Genomic DNA, 21,584 nt, shown 5'->3' with positions numbered 1-21,584 from the left:
ATGGGCGCGATCATGCCCGAATGCCACTCTTATTGCGCGTCGCCTATTGCGCATCATCGATTCCCGCATGGGTCCGCGGGGCGAAGGTCCAGCCGGCGCCATAACGCTGCGGCAGCAGGATCAGCCATCCGCCGCCCGATTCATTCCAGCCGGGCGATATCGGCTTCCCTCCGTCACGCAGCCTCACCACCTCCGCGGGCGAGACATTGGCCGGCGCATCGTTGCCCCAGCCGGTACGGATGAAGTTCACCACGTCGGCGATCTGCTGCGGCGACAGCGTCGCGCCATAGGCGGGCATGGCCACCGCCGACGGCGCCCGGTCGGTCGGCGGCAGCACCCCGCCATTGGTCACGACATTGACCACCGATGTCGGATCGTCGGTCACCACCACCGGGTTGCCGGCCAGCGGCGGGAACAGCCGCGGAATGCCGGCGCCGTCGACGCTGTGGCAGACGGCGCATTCGCGCAGATAGATTTCCGCCCCCGCCACGCCGGCGATCTTGCCTTCGTCCAGCATCTCGGCGGTCGAGGGGTCATAGACGTAATCGCCCCGCGCCGGGGGGACTGCCGGCAGGTGCTTCAGGTATCTGGCGATCGCCCGCAGATCGCCGTCGGTGAAATATCGCGTGCTCCAGGCCAGCACGTCGGCCATGCCGCCGAAGATCGCGGCATGATCGGTCCGCCCCGATTTCAGGAAATAATACAGATCTTCCTCGGACCAGCGTCCCAGCCCCAGGACCGGATCGCTGCGCAGGCTGGGCGCCACCCAGTTGTCGATCGGCGCGCCGCCCGACAGATAGGCCGCGCCGCCGCGCGCATCCAGCGCCACCTCCTGCATCGCGAAGCCGCGCGGCGTATGGCAGGCGCCGCAATGACCCGGACCGGTCACCAGATATTCCCCCCGCGCCACCACCGGGTCCTCGCCGGGGGCCGGCACGAAGGCGGCCGGCGCGGGCGCGAACAGCGCGCGCCAGACCGCCAGCGGCCAGCGCATCGATAGCGGCCAGGCGATCTCCACCGGCCGGTTGGCCTGCGATACGGGCCGCACGCCATGGATGAAATAGGCATAGAGCGCGCGCATGTCCTCCTGGGTCATGCGCGCGAACGCGGGATAGGGCATCGCGGGATACAGGCTCGCCCCGTCCCGCCGCACGCCACGCCGCACCGCGCGGTCGAAATCCGCGAAACTGTAGCGGCCGATCCCGTGGCGCGGATCGGGGGTGATGTTGGGCGAGTAGATCGCACCGATCGGGGTCCTGATCTCCAGCCCGCCGGCATAGGCACGGCCGTGCAGCGCGGTATGGCACGCCGCGCAGCCGCCCAGCCGCGCGACATAGGCCCCCCGATCGACCAGGGGCCGATCGATCGGCGTGGCCGGGCCGGTCATGTCATGCCGTGCCGGCACGCCTGCCGCATCGGGCCGTGCCGATGCAACGCCCGCCAGCAGGCCCAGTACCATCACGCCGAACGTCATGACGAGCCTGCGCATCCCGCTCACCCCCGTCCCGATGTCATGATGCCGACGGCGCGGGTCGACGGCCGCGTCATGGCGTGGGCACAGCCGCCGGATTGCGCCGCGCATCGATCTCCCGCCGATAGGTGTCGTTGGCACGCTTGATCAGGAACTGGCGGATATCCTCGATCTGCTCCGGCCGCATCGAACTGTCGAAGCGATCCATGCCAAAGGCCGTCAGCGCCCCGCATCCGACGACGTTGTAGAAATCGCTCCGCCTGCGGATCGCCCCCGACCAGCGCAGGTCCGGCAGCACCCCGCCGGCCTCGGCATCGTCGCCATGGCAGGACGCGCAATAGGTCTGATATTCGGAATAGCCGTTGGCGGCCCGTGCCGGGGCGTCGTTCGCCGGCGGCCTGACGGGCAGGAAGCCTGCGTCGTTCTGCGGCGGCAGCGCTTCCGTCCCGTCCAGCGAGAAGGCGATGATCCGCGAACGGTTGACCGTCCAGCCGCCGGTCCGCGCCAGCCCGCCCAGGATAAGCGGATAAGCCCCGCCCCAGCCGACCTCCACCGCGACATATTGCCTGCCATGGGCCAGATAGGTCACGGGCGGGGCGATGATCCCACTCTGCGCCGCGAAACGAAACAGATCGCGGCCGTTGGTCGCGTCATAGGCATGAAATTCGCCGTTCGCCAGACCCTGGAACAGCAGGTCGCCCCCCGTGGCCAGGATGCCGCCGTTCCACGGGCCCTTATGGTCGACCCGGAAGGCTTCACGCTGCCGCACCGGATCCCAGGCGATGATCCAGCCCTTCAGGTCGCGGGCGAAGGCCAGCCTGGCCTCGGGCCTGTCGGGAATGCCGGCCTTGGCCATGTTCAGGCCGAGATTCCAGCTATCCGGGTGCGCGGTAAAGCCGCCGGGCTGGCCCGAATACCGAAACGGCACCTGCTGGGCCGGGATATAGACCAGGCCGGTGCGCGGGCTATAGGCCATCGCCGCGAAATTATGGGCGCCCAGACCGCCGGGAATGCCGTACCAGTCCTTGCCGTTCAGCGCATACAGCGCATCGGGGTTGTAGAGCGGCCGCCCCGTCTTCGGATCGAGCCCGCTGGCCCAGTTCACATAGACATAGTTCCGGCCCGACAGGAATGCCCCGGTCCGCGCGTCGAGGATATAGAAGAACCCGTTCTTCGGCGCGTGCACGACCACGTGGCGCATGGTCCCGTCGATCGGCAGGTCCAGCGTCATGATCTGCTGGACGGCGGAGTAGTTCCACTGGTCCATCGGCGTTTCCTGGAAATGCCAGACATAGGCGCCGGTCTCGGGCCTCAGCGCCACGATGCTGTCCAGGAACAGATTGTCGCCCACGCCATTCGAACGGTATTTGTAGTTCCAGGGCGACCCGTTGCCGACGCCCAGATAAACCAGATCGGTCACCGGGTCGTAGACGATCGAATCCCACACCGTGCCGCCGCCGCCCTGCGCCGTCCACGCCCCCGTCGGGCTCCAGCTTCCATAGGCTCGGGTCATCAATATGCCGTCCGACGCCGCATGGTCCGGGGCGTTCGTCGGATTGGGCACGGTGAAGAAACGCCAATCCAGCCGCCCCGTTTCGGCATCGAACGCCGAAACGAAGCCGCGCGCCCCGAATTCCGCGCCGCCATTGCCGATGATCACCCGTCCCTTGGCGATGCGCGGCGCGCCATCGACGGTATAGGACCGCTGATGGCCCAGCGCCGCGTCGGGCGGGATGGTGTTCACGCTCCAGACCAGGCTGCCCGTCCTGGCATCCAGCGCGATCAGCCGCCCGTCGAACGTCCCGAAATAGACCTTGCCGTTCCAATAGGCTGCACCGCGATTGACCGTGTCGCAGCATCCCCTGTCGGCGATGGCGCCCGGCACGTGTGGATCATATTCCCACAGCAGCCGGCCGGTGGCGGCGTCCAGCGCCTTCATCTTGCTCCAGTTCGTCGTCGCGTACATCACGCCGTCGACGACCAGCGGCGTGCCTTCCTGCCCGCGATTGGTATTCAGGTCGTCATACCAGGCCAGTTTGAGCGTCCGGACGTTGGACCGGTCGATCTGCGCCAGCGGGCTGTAGCGCTGCTCGGAATAGGTCCGGCCATAGGTCGGCCAGTCGCCGGGATGGTCGTCCGCATAAAGGATCGCCGCGTCCGTCGCGCCGGGCGCCGAATCCGCGGCCCGCGCCGGTTCCGTCCCTCCGCACAGCGCCGCGCCCATTACGCCGGCTGCCATGATACGCCCAGCGAAACGTCCGAATGCGGCCCGTATCATGTCCGATGTCCTCTCGGCAGAAAGCAGACGGCGGAAAACAGAGCAAAGCAGCTCCGTCCGGTTCGCCGCACACGCCCAGGCCGGCCGCGGCGGCGATGACTGGTCTCGACGATAATTATTCAGACAATGGAAAACTATTCGGACAATGGATGATATTCTGTTCTTAATCGAATGTTGTGGACACTCTAGCGTCGCGGACGTTAACGGCCCGTGAAAGCGGCGGAATGCTGCTCATTGCCCGAAATCGTAATCGGCCAGCGGCACATAGACCGGCTGCCCGGCACCGCGCACCGAGCGGTAGAGGGTGAATTGCGCGGCTTCGAGCGGGGGCAGGGGGGTGGCGCCCCATCGCGCCATCCAGGCCGAAAGCGCGGTCGAATGCGTTGGCGATTGCGCCGCCGACGGGACCGTCCCCGGGAACTGGCGCGGCAGGGTGCCGATGGTGACGTGCGGGATGAATTTCCGCCGGTCGGCGATCGCGATTCCCGCGCGGGTCAGCGCGGTGTCGATCTTGCGCTGCAGGTGCATCAGCGCGTCGGTCCGCGCGATGCCGATCCATAGCGTGTCGCGCCCTTCGCCGTGTGCGAACAGGCCCGGCCCCTCGGGCACCAGCAGGCAGGACGGCGCGCGGATCGCGGCCAGCGCGTGATGGATCTCCTCCTGCCGCGCGCGCTCGCGCACCTCGCCGATGAAGCGCAGGGTCAGGTGATAAGTCTCCGGCTCGGTCCAGCGCACGCCGCCCAGGCTGCCGCGCAGGGCGGCCATCGCGTCGCGCAGCGGCGGTCCGATCTCGAAGGCCACGAACAACCGCATCCCGATCTCTCCATCTGCGCCGTCTGCGAACAGGATCGCCCGTTCGTGCGAACGGGAAAGTTTTCATGCCTCGCCCGGACCTGTATAGTCCGTACCGTGCAATTGTCTTGTCTCATGTTTCCGGTTTGTAATTCGGCGCCGGGACGATTTTTGCTTGAAACGGTCCGGCCGGACCCCACATCACAGACGCGAGATGTCCGGATTGCCCGGACAGAGGAAGGACACCATGGCTTTCAGCCCGGATTTTCGAACCATGCCGCGCCCCGCCGGCGCAGGCACCGCCGCCGGGGCCATCGACCAGGGACTGCGCGCCTATATGCTCCGGGTCTATAACTGGATGGCATCGGGGCTGCTGCTGACCGGGATCGTGGCCTATCTCGTGGCCAATACCGCCCTGCGCGAGGCGTTCTTCGCCCAGGTCGTCACGCCGATGGGCGCTGTCGCCGTCCGGCCGACCGGCCTGGGCATGCTGGCGATGATCGCGCCGCTCGGCTTCGTCCTGGTCATGTCACTCGGCATCAACCGCCTGTCGCGCCAGGCGGTGCAGACCCTGTTCTGGCTGTTCTGCGCCGTCATGGGTGCCAGCCTGTCCAGCATCCTGCTCACCTTCACCGGCGTGTCGGTCGTGCGGGTGTTCTTCATCACGGCGGGCACGTTCTCGGCCATGTCGATCTGGGGCTACGTCACCCGGACCGACCTGACGCGCTTCGGCTCGTTCCTGATCATGGGCCTGTTCGGGCTGGTCATCGCCGGGCTGGTCAACATGTTCATGCACAGCGCGGCCGTCTACATGCTCTACAGCGTCGTCGGCGTGCTGGTCTTCGTCGGGCTGGCGGCGTTCGATACGCAGCGTATCAAGCTGACCTATCAGCAATTCGCCTATTACGAGGGCCCCGAGGCCGCGGCGAAGCGCTCGGTCTATGACGCGCTGACGCTCTATCTGAATTTCATCAACCTGTTCCAGTTCCTGCTTCAGTTCATGGGCGTCCGGAACAACCAGAACAACTGACGCACCGCCGACATCGCCCCGCCCGACGGGGAACATCGCAGGCCCCGCCATCCGGCGGGGCTTTTTTTTGTGACTCGTTTCATGACGCGGCCGCGTCAGGAACAGGACCGGAACATTCGCGGCCGGACAGTCCCGATCCAGGCTAAAATATGACTTATTCTACGTTGGAAAGAGTGGGATGACGGCGCTGTGATCGAAGGCAATCGCAGGCATATCGTTTTTTATCAATATGTTGAAAATCAGGACCGATTGAGTATGAAATTAATGGAAACATTATGTGAAGGCTTGCTTGTCACAACGTTCCGGTCGGATAAGGCAGGAAGAGAACAAGACGAAAGGGTGTAGCTGCGTAGAGAGGACGCTTCCGCACACCAGGCGGCACCGGGACCCGTTTCCCCCCGGCATCGGCCAGGCGCCGATACCGGGCCGAATCCTTGATCGAGATCATGGCCGAACACGCGGCCGTGACTTCATGACGGGATCGACCAGACGACGGCCCGCCCGTTTCCGGGATTTTCTCTCCCGGCCGGGCAGGCGAAGAAGGCCGGATGTCACGTGACGCGACACCGCATCACGAAACGTGGCCGTGGTTCTTTTAAGCCCGTGGACGAAGCGAGCATGTGAGCAAGGGTGATGTCGAAACCAACGAGGCGTGAGATGAAGAAAAAAATCTTGCCAAGACTATCGAGTTTATTGAGTTTGTCCTCAGCGTTCCTCTTGGCGGGATGTGACTGGGCTACCCTCAACCCCAAGGGCATTATCGGCGTCCAGGAAAAGAGCCTGCTGCTGACGTCGACCTATGCGATGCTGCTGGTCGTGGTGCCGGTCATCGTGCTGACGCTGCTCTTCGCGTGGCAGTACCGCCATACGAACACCAGCGCCGACTATCTGCCGAAATGGTCGCATTCCAACAAGATCGAGGTGGTGATCTGGACGGTCCCCAGCCTGATCATCCTCTTCCTGGCCGTCCTGACCTACCAGACCTGCCAGTCGCTCGACCCCTATCGCCCGCTGAACGACGAAACCAACGTCAAGCCCATCCACGTCGATGTCGTCGCCCTGGATTGGAAGTGGCTGTTCATCTACCCCGACGAGGGGATCGCCACCGTCAACCAGTTGGCCTTCCCGGTGAACACGCCGGTCGATTTCCGCATCACGTCGGATTCGGTGATGAACTCGTTCTTCATCCCCCAGCTCGGCTCGCAGATCTACGCCATGGCCGGCATGCAGACCCAACTGCACCTGATCGCCAGCGAGGCCGGCAATTACCTGGGTGAATCCGCTAACTTCTCCGGCCGCGGCTTCTCCGACATGCGCTTCCGCGCCCTGGCCATGAGCAATGACGACTACGCCGCCTGGATCCAGAAGGTGAAGGCGTCCTCCGAACAACTCGACAGCACCAACTACCCCAAGCTCGCCGCGCCCAGCGAGGCGAACCCGGTCGAGTATTTCTCGCATGCCGCACCCGGCCTCTTCGACGGGATCGTCGCCAAATACAATAATGGCATGGTCATGGATAAGAGCACCGGCAAGATGCTGCACGTGCAGTCCGCGATGTCCGACATGAATATGAAGGAATAGGACAGATGTTAGGAAAATTAAGCTGGTCGGACATCCCCTTCGATGTGCCGATTCTCGTCGGAACGTTCGCCGGCGCCGCGATCGCCGGCCTGGCCGTCCTCGGGCTCATCACCTATTACGGCAAGTGGGGCTATCTCTGGAAAGAGTGGCTGACCTCGGTCGACCACAAGAAGCTGGGCGTGATGTATATCGTCCTGGCCCTGGTCGCCCTGTTCCGCGGCTTCGCGGACGCCATCATGATGCGCTCGCAACTGGCGCTGGCCTATGCCGGCAACCCCGGCTACCTGCCGCCGCACCATTACGACCAGATCTTCTCGGCCCACGGCACGATCATGATCTTCTTCATGGCGATGGCCTTCATGACCGGGCTGATGAACGTGGTCGTGCCGCTGCAGATCGGCGCGCGTGACGTCGCCTTCCCCTTCCTGAACTCGCTCAGCTTCTGGATGACGACGGTCGCCTTCGTGCTGATCAACATCTCGCTGTTCATCGGCGAGTTCTCGCAGTGCGGCTGGCTGGCCTATCCGCCCCTGTCCGAACTGCAGTTCAGTCCCGGCGTCGGCGTCGATTACTATATCTGGGCGGTGCAGCTCTCGGGCGTCGGCACGCTGCTGACCGGCGTCAACTTCTTCACGACCATCGTGAAGATGCGCGCCCCGGGCATGACCTACATGAAGATGCCGGTCTTCACCTGGACCATCTTCTGCACCACCGTGCTGATCATGCTGGCCTTCCCGATCCTGACCGTGGCGCTGGGGCTGCTGGGCCTGGACCGCTATCTGGGCATGCATTTCTTCACCAATGACGGCGGCGGCAACCAGATGCTGTACCTGAACGTCATCTGGGCGTGGGGCCATCCGGAAGTCTACATCCTGATCCTGCCCGCCTTCGGTGCGTTCTCGGAAATCACCCAGACCTTCTCGCGCAAGCCGCTGTTCGGCTACAATACCATGGTCTATGCGACGTGCTCGATCATGGTCCTGTCGCTGCTGGTGTGGCTGCATCATTTCTTCACCATGGGCGCCGGCGCGAACGTGAACGCGTTCTTCGGCATCATGACGATGATCATCGCGATCCCGACGGGCGTGAAGATCTTCAACTGGCTGTTCACCATGTATAAGGGCCGCGTCGAATTCCACGCGACCATGTACTGGGTGATCGGCTTCATGATCACCTTCACCATCGGTGGCATGACGGGCGTCATGCTGGCCATTCCGGCCGCCGACTTCGTCCTGCACAACAGCCTGTTCGTCATCGCCCATTTCCACAACGTCATCATCGGCGGCGTGTATTTCGGCTATGTCGCGGCGATGAATTTCTGGTTCCCCAAGGCGTTCGGCTTCAAGCTGAACGAGGCATGGGGCAAGCGCGCCTTCTGGTTCTGGTTCCTCGGCTTCTACTTCGCGTTCATGCCGCTCTATGTCCTGGGCTTCGAGGGCATGACCCGTCGCATGAACCATTACGACAATCCGGAATGGCATCCCTGGATGCTGATCGCGGCGTTCGGCGCCGTGCTGGTCGCGCTGGGCATCGTCTGCCAGCTGACCCAGCTCTATGTCTCGATCCGCGACCGCAACCTGCCGGAAAACCGCGACCTGACGGGCGATCCGTGGGATGCGCGCACCCTGGAATGGTCGACCTCCTCGCCGCCGCCGTTCTACAATTTCGCCGTCATCCCGACGGTGCATGAACTCGATGCCTTCGCCCATCACAAGGAAGCCGGCATCGACACCCGCGCGGCCGGCGCGGCCTACGCCCCGATCCACATGCCCAAGAACACCTCCGCCGGCTTCTTCGTCGGTGTGTTCAGCCTGGCCCTGGGCTTCGCCGCGGTCTGGCACATCTGGTGGCTCGCGGCCCTCAGCCTGGCCGCCGTGATCGCGACGATCATCATTCGCAGCGCCAACAACGACGTCGACTATTATGTCCCGGCGGCCGAAGTTGCCCGCATCGAGAATGAGCACACCCGCAATCTCATGGCAGCACAGGCGGCGGAATAATGGCGCACGATATGACTGTTGATGCGGCCCACGCCCACGAGGAACACCACGAATCTCCGGTGGTGTTCGGGTTCTGGCTGTATCTGATGACCGACTGCCTCATCTTCGGCACCCTGTTCGCGGTGTTCGCGGTGATGCGCAACCAGTTTGCCGGTGGCCCCACCGGCAAGGAACTGTTCGACCTGACGGGCGTCGGGATCGAAACCGCGATCCTGCTGCTCAGCTCGATCACCTATGGTTTCGCGATGATCTGCGCCCACCAGACCAAGCTGGGGGCGATGCGGGCCTGGCTCGTCATCACCTTCCTGCTGGGCGCGGGCTTCCTGTTCATGGAAATCCGTGAATTCTCGCACATGGTCGCCGAAGGCAACGGCCCGGACCGCAGCGCGTTCCTGTCGTCCTTCTTCACCCTGGTCGGCACGCACGGGCTGCACGTCACCTGCGGCATGCTGTGGATGGCCGTCCTGATGATCCAGTCGACCGGCAAGACCGTGCTGTCCGAGCGCATGATGAACAAGCTGACCTGCCTCAGCCTGTTCTGGCACTTCCTGGACATCGTCTGGATCTGTGTCTTCACCTTTGTCTATCTGATGAGTGTGATCTGATGGCTGACGCGCACACCGCCCATCATCCGGGCCACCATTCGGGCTCGAGCCACGGAAGCGTAGGGTCTTACCTTACCGGGTTCGTGATTTCCGTCCTGCTGACCGCGGCGGCGTTCGGCATCGTCATCGCGCACGGCTTCTCGCCGGCCGGCACGCTGGCGGCGATCGCGGTGCTGGCCATCGTCCAGGTCTTCGTCCACCTGGTGTTCTTCCTGCACATGAACAGCTCGTCCGAGCAGCGCTGGAACGTCATGGCCTTCGCCTTCACGATCATGACGGTCTTCATCCTGATCCTCGGCACCCTGTTCATCATGCACGACACCGCCATCAACATGATGTCGCGCTGATCGCCGTCGGCCGGATGCCCGATCGCACAGGATCGGGTCATCCGGCCCAAGGTTTTGGCCCAAGGTTCCAGCCAAGGGCTCCGGTTCGGCACTCTTCGTGCGACGGTCATGAAAAAGGCCGGTGAGGATCATCCTCACCGGCCTTTTTCCAATCTAACGGCCCGCCCGCGCGGGCGGGCCGGCGACGTGCCCGCCGCCTCAGTCCTTGTGCGGCTCCGGCGACAGCATGTCCTTCTTGCCGGGCTTGTCCTTCCATGCGTCGGCATCGGCCGGCGGCGTGCCCTTGCGGGTGATGTTCGGCCATTTGGCGGAATAGGACGCGTTGATCTCGGCCCACGCCGCGGCCCGATCGTCGCTGTCGGGAACGATGGCTTCGGCCGGGCATTCGGGTTCGCAGACGCCGCAATCAATGCATTCGTCGGGATTGATCACCAGGAAGTTCTCGCCGGCATAGAAGCAATCGACCGGGCAGACCTCGACACAATCCATGAATTTGCAGCGGATGCAGTTTTCGGTGACCACGTAGGTCATCGTTCGTCTCCGATCATCTGTCGCTGGCGCAACACCGCCAGCTTTGGGGGCCTGCGAGGCACCGGCCGCGCTGGCCCTCGCCTACAATGCGCGCAGATATGAAAGCCTTTTGACGCCATGGCAAGCCAAAGACCCCATCACGTGTCGCATGGCTATGGCATCGGCTGCATCGGCGCGGCATCGCCCGGTTCCGGCACGATCTCGTAAAGCTGCCGCGCCGCCGTGGCTGGCCCCCGCCGGGGCGCCAGCGCGACGACGCGCAGCACCATGACGCCACGGCCGCCCGGGCCGGGCAGGGTCAGGATATCGCCGCGCCGCACCTGGGCGTGTGATTTCTCGGTCCGCTGGCGGTTTATGCGCACCAGTCCACTTTGCGCCAGGCGCGCGCAATCCGGGCGGCTGCGGGCGAAGCGCGCGCACCACAGCCACATATCCAGCCGCTGCGCCGCAATCGACTCGGTATCGGTCATGCGCTCAGGACCGGCGCTGTTTCAGTACGGCCAGTGCGGCGAACGGCCCGTCGGCCGCCCGAGCCGGCGGGCGGGCCCGCCCATCCAGCCGGGTCGCGGTGCCGGATGCCAGAGCAGGGGCAGGGGCAGGGGCAGGGACGGGCCGCCGGGCGGCCCGCACGGGCTCCTCCTGCGCCGGTGCGGCCGGCTGGGCGGCCAGCTTGATCCGGTGGGACTGGCGCTGCCGCCGGCGCGCATCCTGCGTGACCGCCAGCATGGGCGGCGCGACCGGGCCATATTCGCTGTCCTTCAGCGGACGGGCCGCCCGCACCGGAATGTCCAGCGCTTTCAGGATCGCCGCCACCGCCTCGGGCCGCACGCCCAGGCGCGACGGCAGCCCGTCCGGCAGGGGCACCGGGCCGTTGCGCGCCCGCCAGCGCAGCTCGGCCGAAAGTCGCTCGGCGATATCCAGGCGCAGCCGCACCGGCCCCGTCACGATCCAGCCCAGCTTGGCCAGCAGCGCGTCGCCATACTCCGCCACCGGCACCGATACCGCGCCGGCCGGCGGCAGGGCCGGGACCTTCTGCCCGGTCTGCGCCGCCAGCAGGATCGCGCGCAGCCGCATCGCCTGCGGCCGCAGCAGGGCGGGCATCAGCAGCGCATGCCGGCCCACCCGCGCCCCCAGCGTCTTCAGGCGCGCGCGCACCACCGGCGCCACCGGTCCGGGCTGCATCGCCACGCCGCCCTGCTCGGTCAGCAGGTGCAAAATCCCGCGCAGCGCCGGTTCCTGCGCCACCGCCGCACGGGCGGCGAACAGCGGCGCCATGACCTCATGCACCTGCCGCTCCAGCCACGCGGCCAGCCGCGCGCGAATCCGCTCGCGCTGCCCGCCGTCCAGAAAGGCATTGTCCAGCACCTCGATACGCGGGCGCAGCATGTCGCCTCCGTTGCGCAGCCGCGCGATCGGCGTGCCGTCCCAGGCCAGGAACCGCCCGTCCTGCGAAAAGTCGAATTCATCGTCCCCCGCATCGGCCAGGCTGCGCACGCGCCGTGGAATCTCGGCCCGCAACGCGCGCCGCGCGGCCCGCAGCAGCAGCCGCCGGTCGGGATGGTCGCAATCCGGATCGGGCAGCAGGTCCAGCCCGGCCACCCGCCCGACCGGATGGCCCTCCACGACCACCTCGCCATGCGCGGTCACGGCGGACAGAAGGTCCTCTGCCCCGGTCGCCGCGTCCAGCCGGCGGATCAGCGATGCCGCGCGCCGGTCGACGAAACGCGCCGTCAGCCGCTCATGCAGCGCGTCGGACAACTGGTCCTCCACCGCGCGCGCGCGCGCCTGCCATTGGGCGGCGTCCCGCACCCAGTCGCGCCGCGCGGCGATGTAGGAACAGACACGGATCCCCGACAGCCGATGCATCAGCGAATCGATCTCACCCTCGGTCCGCGCGACCGAAGCGATCTGCGATTCCAGCCAGGCGGCGGGCACATGGCCGTCGCGGACCACATGGGTAAACACGCGCGCGCACAGGCGGGTATGCGTCTCGTCGCCCAGCTTGCGGAAATCCGGGATCTGGCAGGCGTCCCACAGCATGCGCGTCGCGGTCCTGGATCGCGCCAGCGACCGGATCTCCGGGATCGCGGCCAGGCTGGACAGGGTCAGCACGTCCGACGCCTCGTTGCCCGATCCCAGCCCCCGCGCCGGCGGCGCATGGTTCAGGCTGGCCAGCAGCGCGTCCGGACTGGAGAAATCCAGGTCACTGTTGCGCCAGAACAGCCGCTCGATCGGATCGAAACGATGGGTCTCGACCGCCTCGACGGTCTCGTCGGGCAGGGCAGGGCAGGTGCCCGTGGTGCCGAAGGTGCCGTCGCGCATGCCGCGCCCCGCGCGCCCGGCGATCTGTGCCACCTCCGCCGGGGTCAGCGGACGCACCCGGCTGCCGTCGAATTTCGACAGCCCGGCAAAGGCCACATGGTTGACGTCCATGTTCAGCCCCATGCCGATCGCGTCGGTGGCGACCAGGTAATCGACCTCGCGTTCCTGGTACAGCGCGACCTGCGCATTGCGGGTCCGTGGCGATAATTGCCCCATCACCACGGCGCACCCGCCCCGCCTGCGGCGAATCAGCTCGGCGATGGCATAGACCTCGGTCGCCGAAAACGCGACGATGGCCGATCGCGGCGGCAGGCGGGTCAGTTTGCTCGCCCCCAGATAGGCCAGGCTGGACAGGCGCGGCCGGGTCTCGATCTCCACGCCCGGCACCAGCCGGCGCATCAGCGGCCGGATCGTCTCGGCGCCCAGGAACATGGTCTCGACCAGCCCGCGCGCGCGCAGCAGCCGGTCGGTAAAGACGTGGCCGCGGTCCGGATCGGCACAAAGCTGGATCTCGTCCACGGCGACGAATTCCACCATCTGGTCCAGCGGCATCGCCTCGACGGTGCAGGAAAACCACCGCGCGCCGGGCGGGACGATCTTCTCCTCGCCGGTGATCAGCGCCACTGCGGCCGCGCCCTTGGCGGCGACCATGCGCTCGTAATTCTCGCGCGCCAGCAGCCGCAGCGGAAAGCCGATGATGCCGCTGGAATGCGCCAGCAATCGTTCGATCGCCAGATGGGTCTTGCCCGTATTGGTCGGGCCGAGAACCGCCCTGACACGCGTGGCCGCCGCAGGGCTGAAGGAGGCGCGCACAGTGCGAAGGGGGCCTGCCCCCGAGGGTACACCCATCATGGGCTCATGCTCAGATGCCGCCGCGCGGATTGCAAGAAAAACCCGCATCGTTGCGCCCGCATCGTTGCGACGGAATGATCACGCGGCGGTTGCGCCGCGCCGTTCATGGCCGCAGGCTGGCCGCAACCGGATCGCGGAGGTTACTGATGTCCATGGAAGAATTGCCGTGCCTGCTGCCGCCGACGCGCGGCCGTCGCGCCCGCGAGCGCACGATTCACGCCGTGCAGAAACAGGATGTCCCCTCTCTGCCGCAGCGAATCGGCGCGGCCGGCGCCGCCTTCCTGCGCGATGGCGGCTTCCGGGGCGAACCCGGCGAACTGGCGCTGGTCCCCGGCCCCGGCGGAGTCGCGGCGGCGGTGCTGGGGGTGGCCGGCGGCGCCGACCCGTTCCAGTTCGGCGCCCTGGCCGGCGCGCTACCCCCCGGGCCGTGGAAGATCGCGCTGCCCGATGCGATCGCGCCGCAGACCGCGGTGCTCGGCTTCTGCCTGGGCGCCTATCGCATGCCCGCCTTCGGGCGGACGGCCGAACCCGCCCCGGCGATGCCGCGCCTGATGGTGCCCGCCGGCGCCGAATCGGCCGCCGGCATCGCCCGTGCCGTATGGCTGGGCCGCGACCTGATCAACACCCCGCCCAACCTGATGGGACCGGCCGAACTGGCCCGCGCCGCCCGGCACGACCTGCGGGCCCTGGGGGCCGCGGTCCAGGTGATCAAGGGGCGCGACCTCGCCGCCGCCTATCCCACCATCGCCCATGTCGGCGCGGGGTCGGCGCGGCCGCCGCGCGTCCTCGTCGCCCGCTGGCAGGGCAGCGGGGCCGGCGCCGGCGCGCCGCTGCTCTCCCTGGTGGGCAAGGGCGTGTGCTTCGATACCGGCGGATACGACCTCAAGCCCGCCGCCGGCATGCTGCGCATGAAGAAGGACATGGGCGGCGCGGCCCTGATGCTGGCCCTGGCCCGTCTGGTCATCGTCCGCGACCTGCCGATCCGGCTGGAATTGCGGCTGGGCTGCGTCGAAAACAGCATCTCGGGCCAGGCGATGCGTCCCTCCGACGTGGTGACCACCCGCTCGGGCCGGACGGTCGAAATCGGCAATACCGACGCCGAAGGGCGGCTGGTGCTGTGCGACCTGCTGACCGAAGCCTGCGAATCCGATCCCGCGCTGCTGATCGACGCCGCCACCCTGACCGGCGCGGCGCGCGTCGCGCTGGGGCCCGACCTGCCCGCCCTGTTCAGCAACGACGACGCACTGGCCGATTCCCTCCTGCAGGCGGGTCAGGCCTGCCACGACCCGCTCTGGCGCCTGCCGCTCTGGGACGGCTATGCCGACTGGCTGCACAGTCCGGTCGCCGACCTGAACAACGTGTCGGCAAAACCGATGGCCGGAGCCATTACGGCAGCTTTATTTTTACGAAAATTTATCAAAACAGGGGTGCGCTGGGCACATATCGACAGCTACGCCTGGAATGATCATTACCGTCCCGGCCGCCCGGAAGGCGGAGAAACACAAGGACTCAGGGCGCTTTCGGCAGCATTGTTGCAAATCCTTAACACAACCGACATAAAAGAATAGCCAAGTAACGACATAGGGAACGAACTATTTCGCCCGGGTGGGCTTATATCCGCCGTAATTCGAAACTATATACGCCGCTGGAATGACCCGGGGGCGCACAAGGCGGCCCCAGGGGACGAAACACAGGAAGCCGGCCAGTCGGCTTCGCAACGAAGGTTTTTTTCTATGGCCCAGAATTCGGCGATGTCCGATCAGTTGATCAACACCCTGCGCGACACGGTCGTTGCGATGGTCCGCCGCGACGGTCCCGACCTGTCGGCCCGTCAGCTCGGCGTGTTCCTGACCTGCTACCTGCAGGACGGCGCCCACACGGTGCGCGGCCTGGCCGCGGCGCTGAACGTGTCCAAGCCGGCGATCACGCGCGCGCTCGACCGGCTGGGCGAACTGGACCTGGCCCGCCGCAAGGTCGACCCGATGGACCGCCGCTCGGTCCTGGTGCAGCGCACGCTCAAGGGCGCGGCCTATCTGCGTGAACTGCGTTCGATCATGAACGAGGCCGCGGGCGCGCCGGCCGCCACGCGCGGCGCCAAGGTCGTCCGCGAAGAGCGCGCGACCCGCCGCGCCGGCTGATCCCCCCGAGGCCGCAAGTCTCGGACCGCGAGACTCCGGCTTTCGCGAGATTCCGGCTACAACGAATCGCGATGCGGCGTCCTTGCCGCATCGCGGGGCGTTGCGCGCAACAAAACCGCCTGACGACTGTTTCATGGGAGGACCGCTTCCATGGACGGTCTCCGGTTCCGGCCCTTCGGAACCGCATCTTCGAAACTGCAAGGGTGGAACGGCGGGCCCGGCGGCGATTGCCGGCCCCGGATCCGCGCCACCCATCCATGATCAAGGGATGATATCATGCATATGACCTCCCGCATGGCTGCCGCAGCCATCATCGCCACGTCGCTGCTGGGCGGCGCCGCCTCCGCCCAGGGCCTGGGAACCCCGTCGGGGCAGATCACCCTGGTGGCCCAGTCGGCCGATGTCGGCGTCGGCTGGACCTGGGGACATGGTACGCTGGTCTACGGCCATCACCGCTACAGCTTCACGGTCAAGGGCGGCACGGTCGTCGCCGTCGGCTACTCGAAGGTCGTCGGGACCGGCACGGTCTATAATCTCAAGCACCTGCACGATTTCGACGGCACCTATGTCGCCGGTAACGGCGAAGCGACGCTGGGCAACGGCGTCGGCGGCTCGGTGCTGCATAACGGCAATGGCGTGACCATCCGCATCGACACCGTATCCAAGGGCGCCCGCCTGGCCACCGCCGCGCAGGGCCTGGAACTCACCCTGGATCAGTAAGGCCGCAAGGCCGCGTACAGGCCGCCGCACCGGCGGGCCGTCGTCGCGGGCAAGCTCACGCCCGCGACGCGGCTTGCCGCAGCCGGTGCCGCACCAGCCAGGTCCAGCCCAGTTGCGGCAGCAATACCAGACCCATGGCCGTCACGGTCGCAAGGCGGCCCCGCGTGACCAGCAGCGCGATCCCGCCGCCCCACAGGACGAACCCCCATTGCACCAGCGTCACCGCCACCGGCGACAGGCCGCCCGTGGTCGCAAGCTGGTACAGATGTTCGCGATGGCTTTCCATCAGCCGCGCCCCCCGCCGCCAGCGCCGTACCAGCGTATAGGTCACGTCATAGAGCACGCCGGCCAGCATCAGCGGCACGGCGCTCCACGCGGCGCCCGCAGGCTGGCCGGCGGCACAGGCCAGGCCGAACGCGCCGATCAGCAGGCCGCAGCTCTGGCTGCCCACGTCGCCCATGAAGATCCGGCCCGCCGGGAAGTTGAACGGCAGGAACCCGGCCAGCGCCGCCGCCAGGATCAGCGCCATCGCGCCCAGGCCCATCCCCCCAAGCATCGGGCCCCCCAACATCAAACCGCCCAGCACCAGGCAGGCCAGCATGACCACGCCCGAGATCAGCCCGTTCAGCCCATCCATGAAATTGACCGCATTGGTCAGATAGACCAGCCCCAGGACCGACAGGACGCCCCCCAGAACGGCGCCCGGGACGTCGCCCATGATCGGGGACAGGGCGCCGTGCGGATACGGCCCGGTCGCCACGACCAGGATCGCGGCGGCGAACTGCGCCGCCAGCTTCAGCACGGGCGGCCATTGATGGACGTCATCCAGCCAGGACACGCCGCCCAGCAGGATCGTGGCGCCCAGCAGCCCGGCCACCGGGCCGTCCAGCGGGGGCAGGCCGCCCAGCAGCCGCGCGACCGGCACCGCCGCGACGAACGCCAGCACGATGCCGATCCCGCCGCCCTTCGGCGTGGGACGGGTGTGCGAACTGCGATGTCCCGGATGATCGATCACCCCCAGCCGCATCGCGCCCGCCACCATCAGCGCAGCGGCGGCCCAGGTCGCGGCCAGCAGAACGACGAAGGGTCCGGCGGCCAGGGCCGGAACTGTTGGATCGATGGGGGGATTGCTCATCAGGGGGCGGTTTTTGTCGTCATGGCTGCTTCTAGCATGCAAGTAGCTGGGCTATATGGGCGGGACAATGGCCACGCAATGCCCTGATACCCGGCTGTCCGCTGACAGGCTGCGCCCGGTCAACCGCATCGCCGTCAACATGATGCTCGATGGCGGGCTCGGCGCGCTCTCGGCGCCGTTGGCCCGCTGGTTGGCCGATCCGCATGGTGGCCTGCTGCACCCGCTCTGGTTCCTCGCGGGCGGGGCGATCACGTTCCTGCTCAGCAGCCTGCCGTTCCGCGTGCCGCTGCAATATTGGCGGTTCTCCGGCGTCGGCGACCTGCTGGGCATCGCCGGGGCGTCGTTCGCCAGCGCCGCCCTGTTCGCGCTGGGCCTGCACCTGACCGGCTTTCCGATCCCCACGCCGACCTTTCCCGTCATCCATGGCCTGGTGCTGCTGGTCTGCATGGGCGGGGCGCGAATCGTCTACCGGGTCAGCTATCGCCGCGCGACCCGCCGCCAGGCGAGCAGCCAGGTCATCCTGATCGGCTCGGACAATGCCGCCGACCTGCTCATCCGCGCCGTCGAACGCGACCCCGACCCGCCGTTCCGCATCGCCGGCATCCTGACACAGGGACGGGGCCAGGCCGGGCGGCGCATCCACGGCGTCCCGATCCTGGGCCATGTCGACACGCTGGATGCGGTCCTGTCCCGGCTGCGCCCGGACACGCTGGTCCCGCACCGCCTGGTCGTCACCGACGCCGATTTCCGGGGCGAGGATCTGGCCGCCGTGCTGGAAGTCGCCGAACGGCGCGGGCTGGTGGTCCAGCGCGCGCCGGTATTGACCGACCTGGCCCCCGCCAACCGGCTCGAACTCCGCCCCGTCGCCATCGAGGACCTGCTCAACCGCCCACAGGTCACGCTGGATCACGAAGGCATGGCGGCCCTGCTGCGCGGCCGCACCGTGATGGTGACCGGGGCAGGGGGCTCGATCGGATCGGAACTGACCCGCCAGATCGCCCAATATGCGCCCGGCCGCCTGCTGCTGCTCGATCACGGCGAATTCGCGCTGTGGCAGATCGACCTGGAACTGTCCGAACGCTTCCCCGCGGTCCGGCGCGAAACGATCCTGGCCGATATCCGCGACCGCGAACGGATCGAACAGGTCTTCGCCCGCCATCGGCCCGAGCTGGTCTTTCACGCGGCCGCGCTCAAGCACGTGCCGATGGTCGAGGCCAATCCGTGCGAGGGCATGCTGACCAACGTGATCGGCACCCGTATCGTCGCCGACGCCGCCGCCCGCCATGGCGCCCGCGCGCTGGTGATGATCTCGACCGACAAGGCGGTGAATCCCTCCAGCCTGATGGGCGCGTCCAAGCGCGCGGCCGAAATGTACTGCCAGGCGCTCGACGTCCTGGCCCGCGCGGGCGACGCGCCGGGTGCGATGCGCTGCGTCACCGTGCGGTTCGGCAACGTGCTGGGCTCGACGGGCTCGGTGGTGCCGGTCTTCCGCCGCCAGCTCGAACGCGGCGGACCGCTTACCGTCACCCATCCGGACATGCAACGCTATTTCATGACGGTGTCCGAGGCCGTGGGCCTGGTCCTGCAGGCCAGCGTCCGCGGCACCATCCGCGCCCGGGCCGGCAGCGGCACCGACGCCCTGCTGCGCGGCGGCGGCATCTTCGTGCTGGACATGGGCAAGCCGGTCAAGATCGTCGATCTCGCACGGCAGATGATCCGCCTGGCCGGCCTGCGGCCCGACCGGGACGTGCCGATCCGCTTCACCGGCCTGCGCCCCGGCGAAAAATTGTTCGAGGAACTGTTCCACGGGCGCGAGGCCCCGGCCCCCACCGAGCATCCGGGCCTGCGGATGGCCACCCCGCGCATGGTCGACCGCGACCAGGTCGGGCGGACGATCGACCGGCTGGAAGCCGCCTGCCATGACGACGACGTGCCGGCCGTGCTGGCCCTGATCGCCGGACTCGTCCCCGAATTCGTCCATAACGCGACGGGCACGGTGCGCGAAACGCGCCCCCACTCAACCGATGTCGGCACAATCGATGCCGACATAACCGGCGCCGACGCGACCGATGCCGAAAGGACCATGCCGACATGACAGCCCAGCATCCCGCACCCGACCGGCCCGTCCCCGATTCGGCCCCCATCGCGTTCCTCGACCTTCCGGCGCAGCAGGCGCGGCTGGGCGACGCCGTCAGGCGGCGCGTGGACGCGGTGATGGCCCATTGCCGCTTCGTCATGGGCCCCGAGGTCGCGGAACTGGAACGGGCGCTGGCCGCCTATTCCGGCGCCGCCGAATGCGTGGGCGTCTCGTCGGGCACCGACGCGATCCAGATCGTGATGATGGCCGAAGGCATCGGCCCGGGCGACGCCGTCTTCCTGCCGGCCTTCACCTATACCGCGACGGCCGAGGTCCCGCTGCTGCTGGGCGCGACGCCGGTCTTCGTCGATGTCGATCCCCGGACCTTCCAGATCGACCCCGACAGCCTGCGTGCCCGCATCGCCGACATCCGCGCGGCCGGCCGGCTGCGTCCGCGCGCCATCATCGGCGTGGACCTGTTCGGCCAGCCGGCGCCCTGGCCCGCATTGCGGACGATCGCGGCGCATGAGGGCCTGTTCCTGATGGATGACTGCGCCCAATCCTTCGGCGGCGCGCTGTCCGGCCGCAAGCTGGGGCGCGAGGCCACGGCGACCACCCTGTCCTTCTTCCCCTCCAAGCCGCTGGGCGCCTATGGCGATGGCGGCGCGATCCTGACCGACGATCCCGACAGGGCCGAACTCTACCGCTCGCTGCGCACCCACGGCGAGGGCCGCACGCGCTACGAGGTCCTGCGCACCGGCATGAACGGCCGGCTGGACACGCTGCAGGCGGCGGTGCTGCTGGCCAAGCTGGAAGGATTCGACGCCGAGCTCGCCCGGCGCGAGGCGATCGCCCGGGCTTACGATGCCGGGCTCGCCGGCCATGTCGCGATTCCCGCCCGGGTGCCCGATTCCGCCAGCGCCTGGGCGGTCTATGCCGTCCTGACCGAGGATACCCCGGCCCGCGAGGCGCTGCAGGCGCGCCTGCAGGGGCGCGGCGTGCCCTCGGCGATCTATTATCCCCGCCCGCTGCACCTGCAGCCCGCATACCAGGCCCACCATGACGGCGCGCGCCTGCCGGTTGCCGAAGACCTGGCATCCCGTATCCTCGCCCTGCCCATCCATCCCGAACTGACGGACGGCGAGGTCGCGCGGGTCATCGCGGCGGTGCAGGGCCAAGGTTGAAGGAATCAGGGTTGAACGAGCAGGATCGAGGGACATGAAACGGGAAACCGCGCTGCTGCTGGGGTTCTTCGCGATCACCGTCGGCACCGCCGCCGTCTTGTGGTCGTTCGCCCTGCCGAATTTCCGCCCGCTGGCCATCCCGCGCATGACGGCCGGCACCATCAGCGTCGGGCCGATGCACACCACGCACGGCTTGTCCGCCGCCGATCTCGCCACGCTGAACGACTGGCTGGGCCGCCATCACGGCGGCTGGGGTCCGCTGGGCCAGACCCCGCCATCCTCGGGCGACGCGACGCTCGACCTCGTGGCCGACCGCCCCGCCGGCCCGGACGGCAAGCCGGTGCCCTACCGCATCACCCTGTGGACGGGAATCAGCGCCGCCGACTGGAACGACACGCTCTTCATCGAGGACCGGCCCGGCGCCGTGATCCGCGTCCGGCAGGTCTCCGACGCCGATTTCGCCATCCTGCGGCACCTGGTGGACCGCTATCCCTACGAACGAAGCGCTTTTCCATGATCCC

Annotated in this window: 18 protein-coding genes; 11 read left to right on the top strand and 7 right to left on the bottom strand. The window is 67.4% G+C overall.

Translation table 11 applies throughout. The annotated features are described in order from the left end of the window. Positions 1-43: 43 nt before the first annotated feature. The 3 genes from AAC691_RS03325 to thpR form a co-directional block, all read right to left on the bottom strand. Complete coding sequence (locus AAC691_RS03325) at positions 44-1,489, bottom strand: cytochrome c (RefSeq protein WP_342628942.1); 1,446 nt, start codon at positions 1,487-1,489, stop codon at positions 44-46. Between the two features lie 55 nt (positions 1,490-1,544). After that, positions 1,545-3,710 carry a PQQ-dependent dehydrogenase, methanol/ethanol family gene (locus tag AAC691_RS03320; protein WP_342628941.1) on the bottom strand — a complete coding sequence of 722 codons (2,166 nt, stop codon included), beginning with the start codon at positions 3,708-3,710 and terminating at the stop codon, positions 1,545-1,547. A 270-nt stretch (positions 3,711-3,980) separates the two neighbouring features. Then, a complete protein-coding gene (gene thpR / locus AAC691_RS03315) occupies positions 3,981-4,562 on the bottom strand; it encodes an RNA 2',3'-cyclic phosphodiesterase (RefSeq protein WP_342628940.1) in 582 nt (193 codons plus the stop codon). Between the two features lie 226 nt (positions 4,563-4,788). Here thpR and AAC691_RS03310 point away from each other — a divergent pair, with 226 nt between their 5' ends. The 5 genes from AAC691_RS03310 to cyoD all read left to right on the top strand — a co-directional run bounded on the left by AAC691_RS03310 (position 4,789) and on the right by cyoD (position 10,104). After that, complete coding sequence (locus tag AAC691_RS03310) at positions 4,789-5,571, top strand: Bax inhibitor-1/YccA family protein (protein ID WP_342628939.1); 783 nt, start codon at positions 4,789-4,791, stop codon at positions 5,569-5,571. Positions 5,572-6,228: 657 nt separating this feature from the next. After that, positions 6,229-7,152 carry a ubiquinol oxidase subunit II gene (cyoA, locus tag AAC691_RS03305; protein WP_342628938.1) on the top strand — a complete coding sequence of 308 codons (924 nt, stop codon included), beginning with the start codon at positions 6,229-6,231 and terminating at the stop codon, positions 7,150-7,152. Positions 7,153-7,157: 5 nt separating this feature from the next. Beyond that, positions 7,158-9,152 carry a cytochrome o ubiquinol oxidase subunit I gene (gene cyoB / locus AAC691_RS03300; RefSeq protein WP_176639411.1) on the top strand — a complete coding sequence of 665 codons (1,995 nt, stop codon included), beginning with the start codon at positions 7,158-7,160 and terminating at the stop codon, positions 9,150-9,152. Next, complete coding sequence (gene cyoC / locus AAC691_RS03295; RefSeq protein ID WP_176639412.1) at positions 9,152-9,757, top strand: cytochrome o ubiquinol oxidase subunit III; 606 nt, start codon at positions 9,152-9,154, stop codon at positions 9,755-9,757. The genes cyoB and cyoC overlap by 1 nt, the downstream gene beginning before the upstream one ends. Then, the gene (gene cyoD, locus AAC691_RS03290; protein ID WP_176639413.1) at positions 9,757-10,104 is read left to right on the top strand and encodes a cytochrome o ubiquinol oxidase subunit IV; all 348 of its coding nucleotides are present in this window, start codon (positions 9,757-9,759) and stop codon (positions 10,102-10,104) included. Before cyoC ends, cyoD begins: the two co-directional genes overlap by 1 nt. A 198-nt stretch (positions 10,105-10,302) precedes the next feature. On the opposite strand, the gene fdxA is transcribed toward cyoD, so the two are convergent. The 3 genes from fdxA to AAC691_RS03275 all read right to left on the bottom strand — a co-directional run bounded on the left by fdxA (position 10,303) and on the right by AAC691_RS03275 (position 13,809). Then, positions 10,303-10,635: a ferredoxin FdxA gene (fdxA, locus tag AAC691_RS03285; RefSeq protein WP_176639414.1), complete on the bottom strand. Its 333-nt coding sequence runs from the start codon at positions 10,633-10,635 to the stop codon at positions 10,303-10,305. Between the two features lie 152 nt (positions 10,636-10,787). Beyond that, positions 10,788-11,105, bottom strand: coding sequence for a S4 domain-containing protein (locus AAC691_RS03280; RefSeq protein ID WP_342628937.1), 318 nt, complete (start codon positions 11,103-11,105; stop codon positions 10,788-10,790). A gap of 4 nt (positions 11,106-11,109) precedes the next feature. Next, positions 11,110-13,809 (bottom strand): helicase-related protein, encoded by a 2,700-nt coding sequence (locus AAC691_RS03275; RefSeq protein WP_342628936.1) that lies wholly within the window; start codon positions 13,807-13,809, stop codon positions 11,110-11,112. 146 nt (positions 13,810-13,955) lie between these two features. Between AAC691_RS03275 and AAC691_RS03270 the strand changes: the two genes are divergently transcribed. The 3 genes from AAC691_RS03270 to AAC691_RS03260 all read left to right on the top strand — a co-directional run bounded on the left by AAC691_RS03270 (position 13,956) and on the right by AAC691_RS03260 (position 16,667). Continuing rightward, positions 13,956-15,377, top strand: coding sequence for a leucyl aminopeptidase family protein (locus AAC691_RS03270; RefSeq protein ID WP_342628935.1), 1,422 nt, complete (start codon positions 13,956-13,958; stop codon positions 15,375-15,377). A gap of 165 nt (positions 15,378-15,542) precedes the next feature. Continuing rightward, positions 15,543-15,947, top strand: a complete 405-nt coding sequence (locus AAC691_RS03265) for a MarR family transcriptional regulator (RefSeq protein WP_342628934.1) — start codon at positions 15,543-15,545, stop codon at positions 15,945-15,947. A 276-nt stretch (positions 15,948-16,223) separates the two neighbouring features. Then, positions 16,224-16,667, top strand: coding sequence for a hypothetical protein (locus AAC691_RS03260; protein WP_176641852.1), 444 nt, complete (start codon positions 16,224-16,226; stop codon positions 16,665-16,667). Positions 16,668-16,722: 55 nt separating this feature from the next. On the opposite strand, the gene AAC691_RS03255 is transcribed toward AAC691_RS03260, so the two are convergent. Continuing rightward, the gene (locus tag AAC691_RS03255; RefSeq protein ID WP_342628933.1) at positions 16,723-17,802 is read right to left on the bottom strand and encodes a glycosyl transferase; all 1,080 of its coding nucleotides are present in this window, start codon (positions 17,800-17,802) and stop codon (positions 16,723-16,725) included. 67 nt (positions 17,803-17,869) lie between these two features. Here AAC691_RS03255 and AAC691_RS03250 point away from each other — a divergent pair, with 67 nt between their 5' ends. The 3 genes from AAC691_RS03250 to AAC691_RS03240 are packed head-to-tail and all read left to right on the top strand — an operon-like array spanning position 17,870 to position 21,580. Further along, the gene (locus AAC691_RS03250; protein WP_342628932.1) at positions 17,870-19,897 is read left to right on the top strand and encodes a nucleoside-diphosphate sugar epimerase/dehydratase; all 2,028 of its coding nucleotides are present in this window, start codon (positions 17,870-17,872) and stop codon (positions 19,895-19,897) included. Continuing rightward, positions 19,894-21,063 carry a DegT/DnrJ/EryC1/StrS family aminotransferase gene (locus tag AAC691_RS03245; RefSeq protein ID WP_342628931.1) on the top strand — a complete coding sequence of 390 codons (1,170 nt, stop codon included), beginning with the start codon at positions 19,894-19,896 and terminating at the stop codon, positions 21,061-21,063. The genes AAC691_RS03250 and AAC691_RS03245 overlap by 4 nt, the downstream gene beginning before the upstream one ends. Before the next feature lie 34 nt (positions 21,064-21,097). Beyond that, positions 21,098-21,580, top strand: a complete 483-nt coding sequence (locus AAC691_RS03240; RefSeq protein WP_342628930.1) for a hypothetical protein — start codon at positions 21,098-21,100, stop codon at positions 21,578-21,580. The last annotated feature ends 4 nt before the right edge of the window (positions 21,581-21,584 follow it).

Origin of the sequence: Nguyenibacter vanlangensis (genome assembly GCF_038719015.1) — a bacterium.
GTDB lineage: Bacteria > Pseudomonadota > Alphaproteobacteria > Acetobacterales > Acetobacteraceae > Gluconacetobacter > Gluconacetobacter vanlangensis.
The sequence above is the reverse complement of the archived record's forward strand: the minus strand, read 5'-3'. Positions and strand labels throughout refer to the sequence as shown.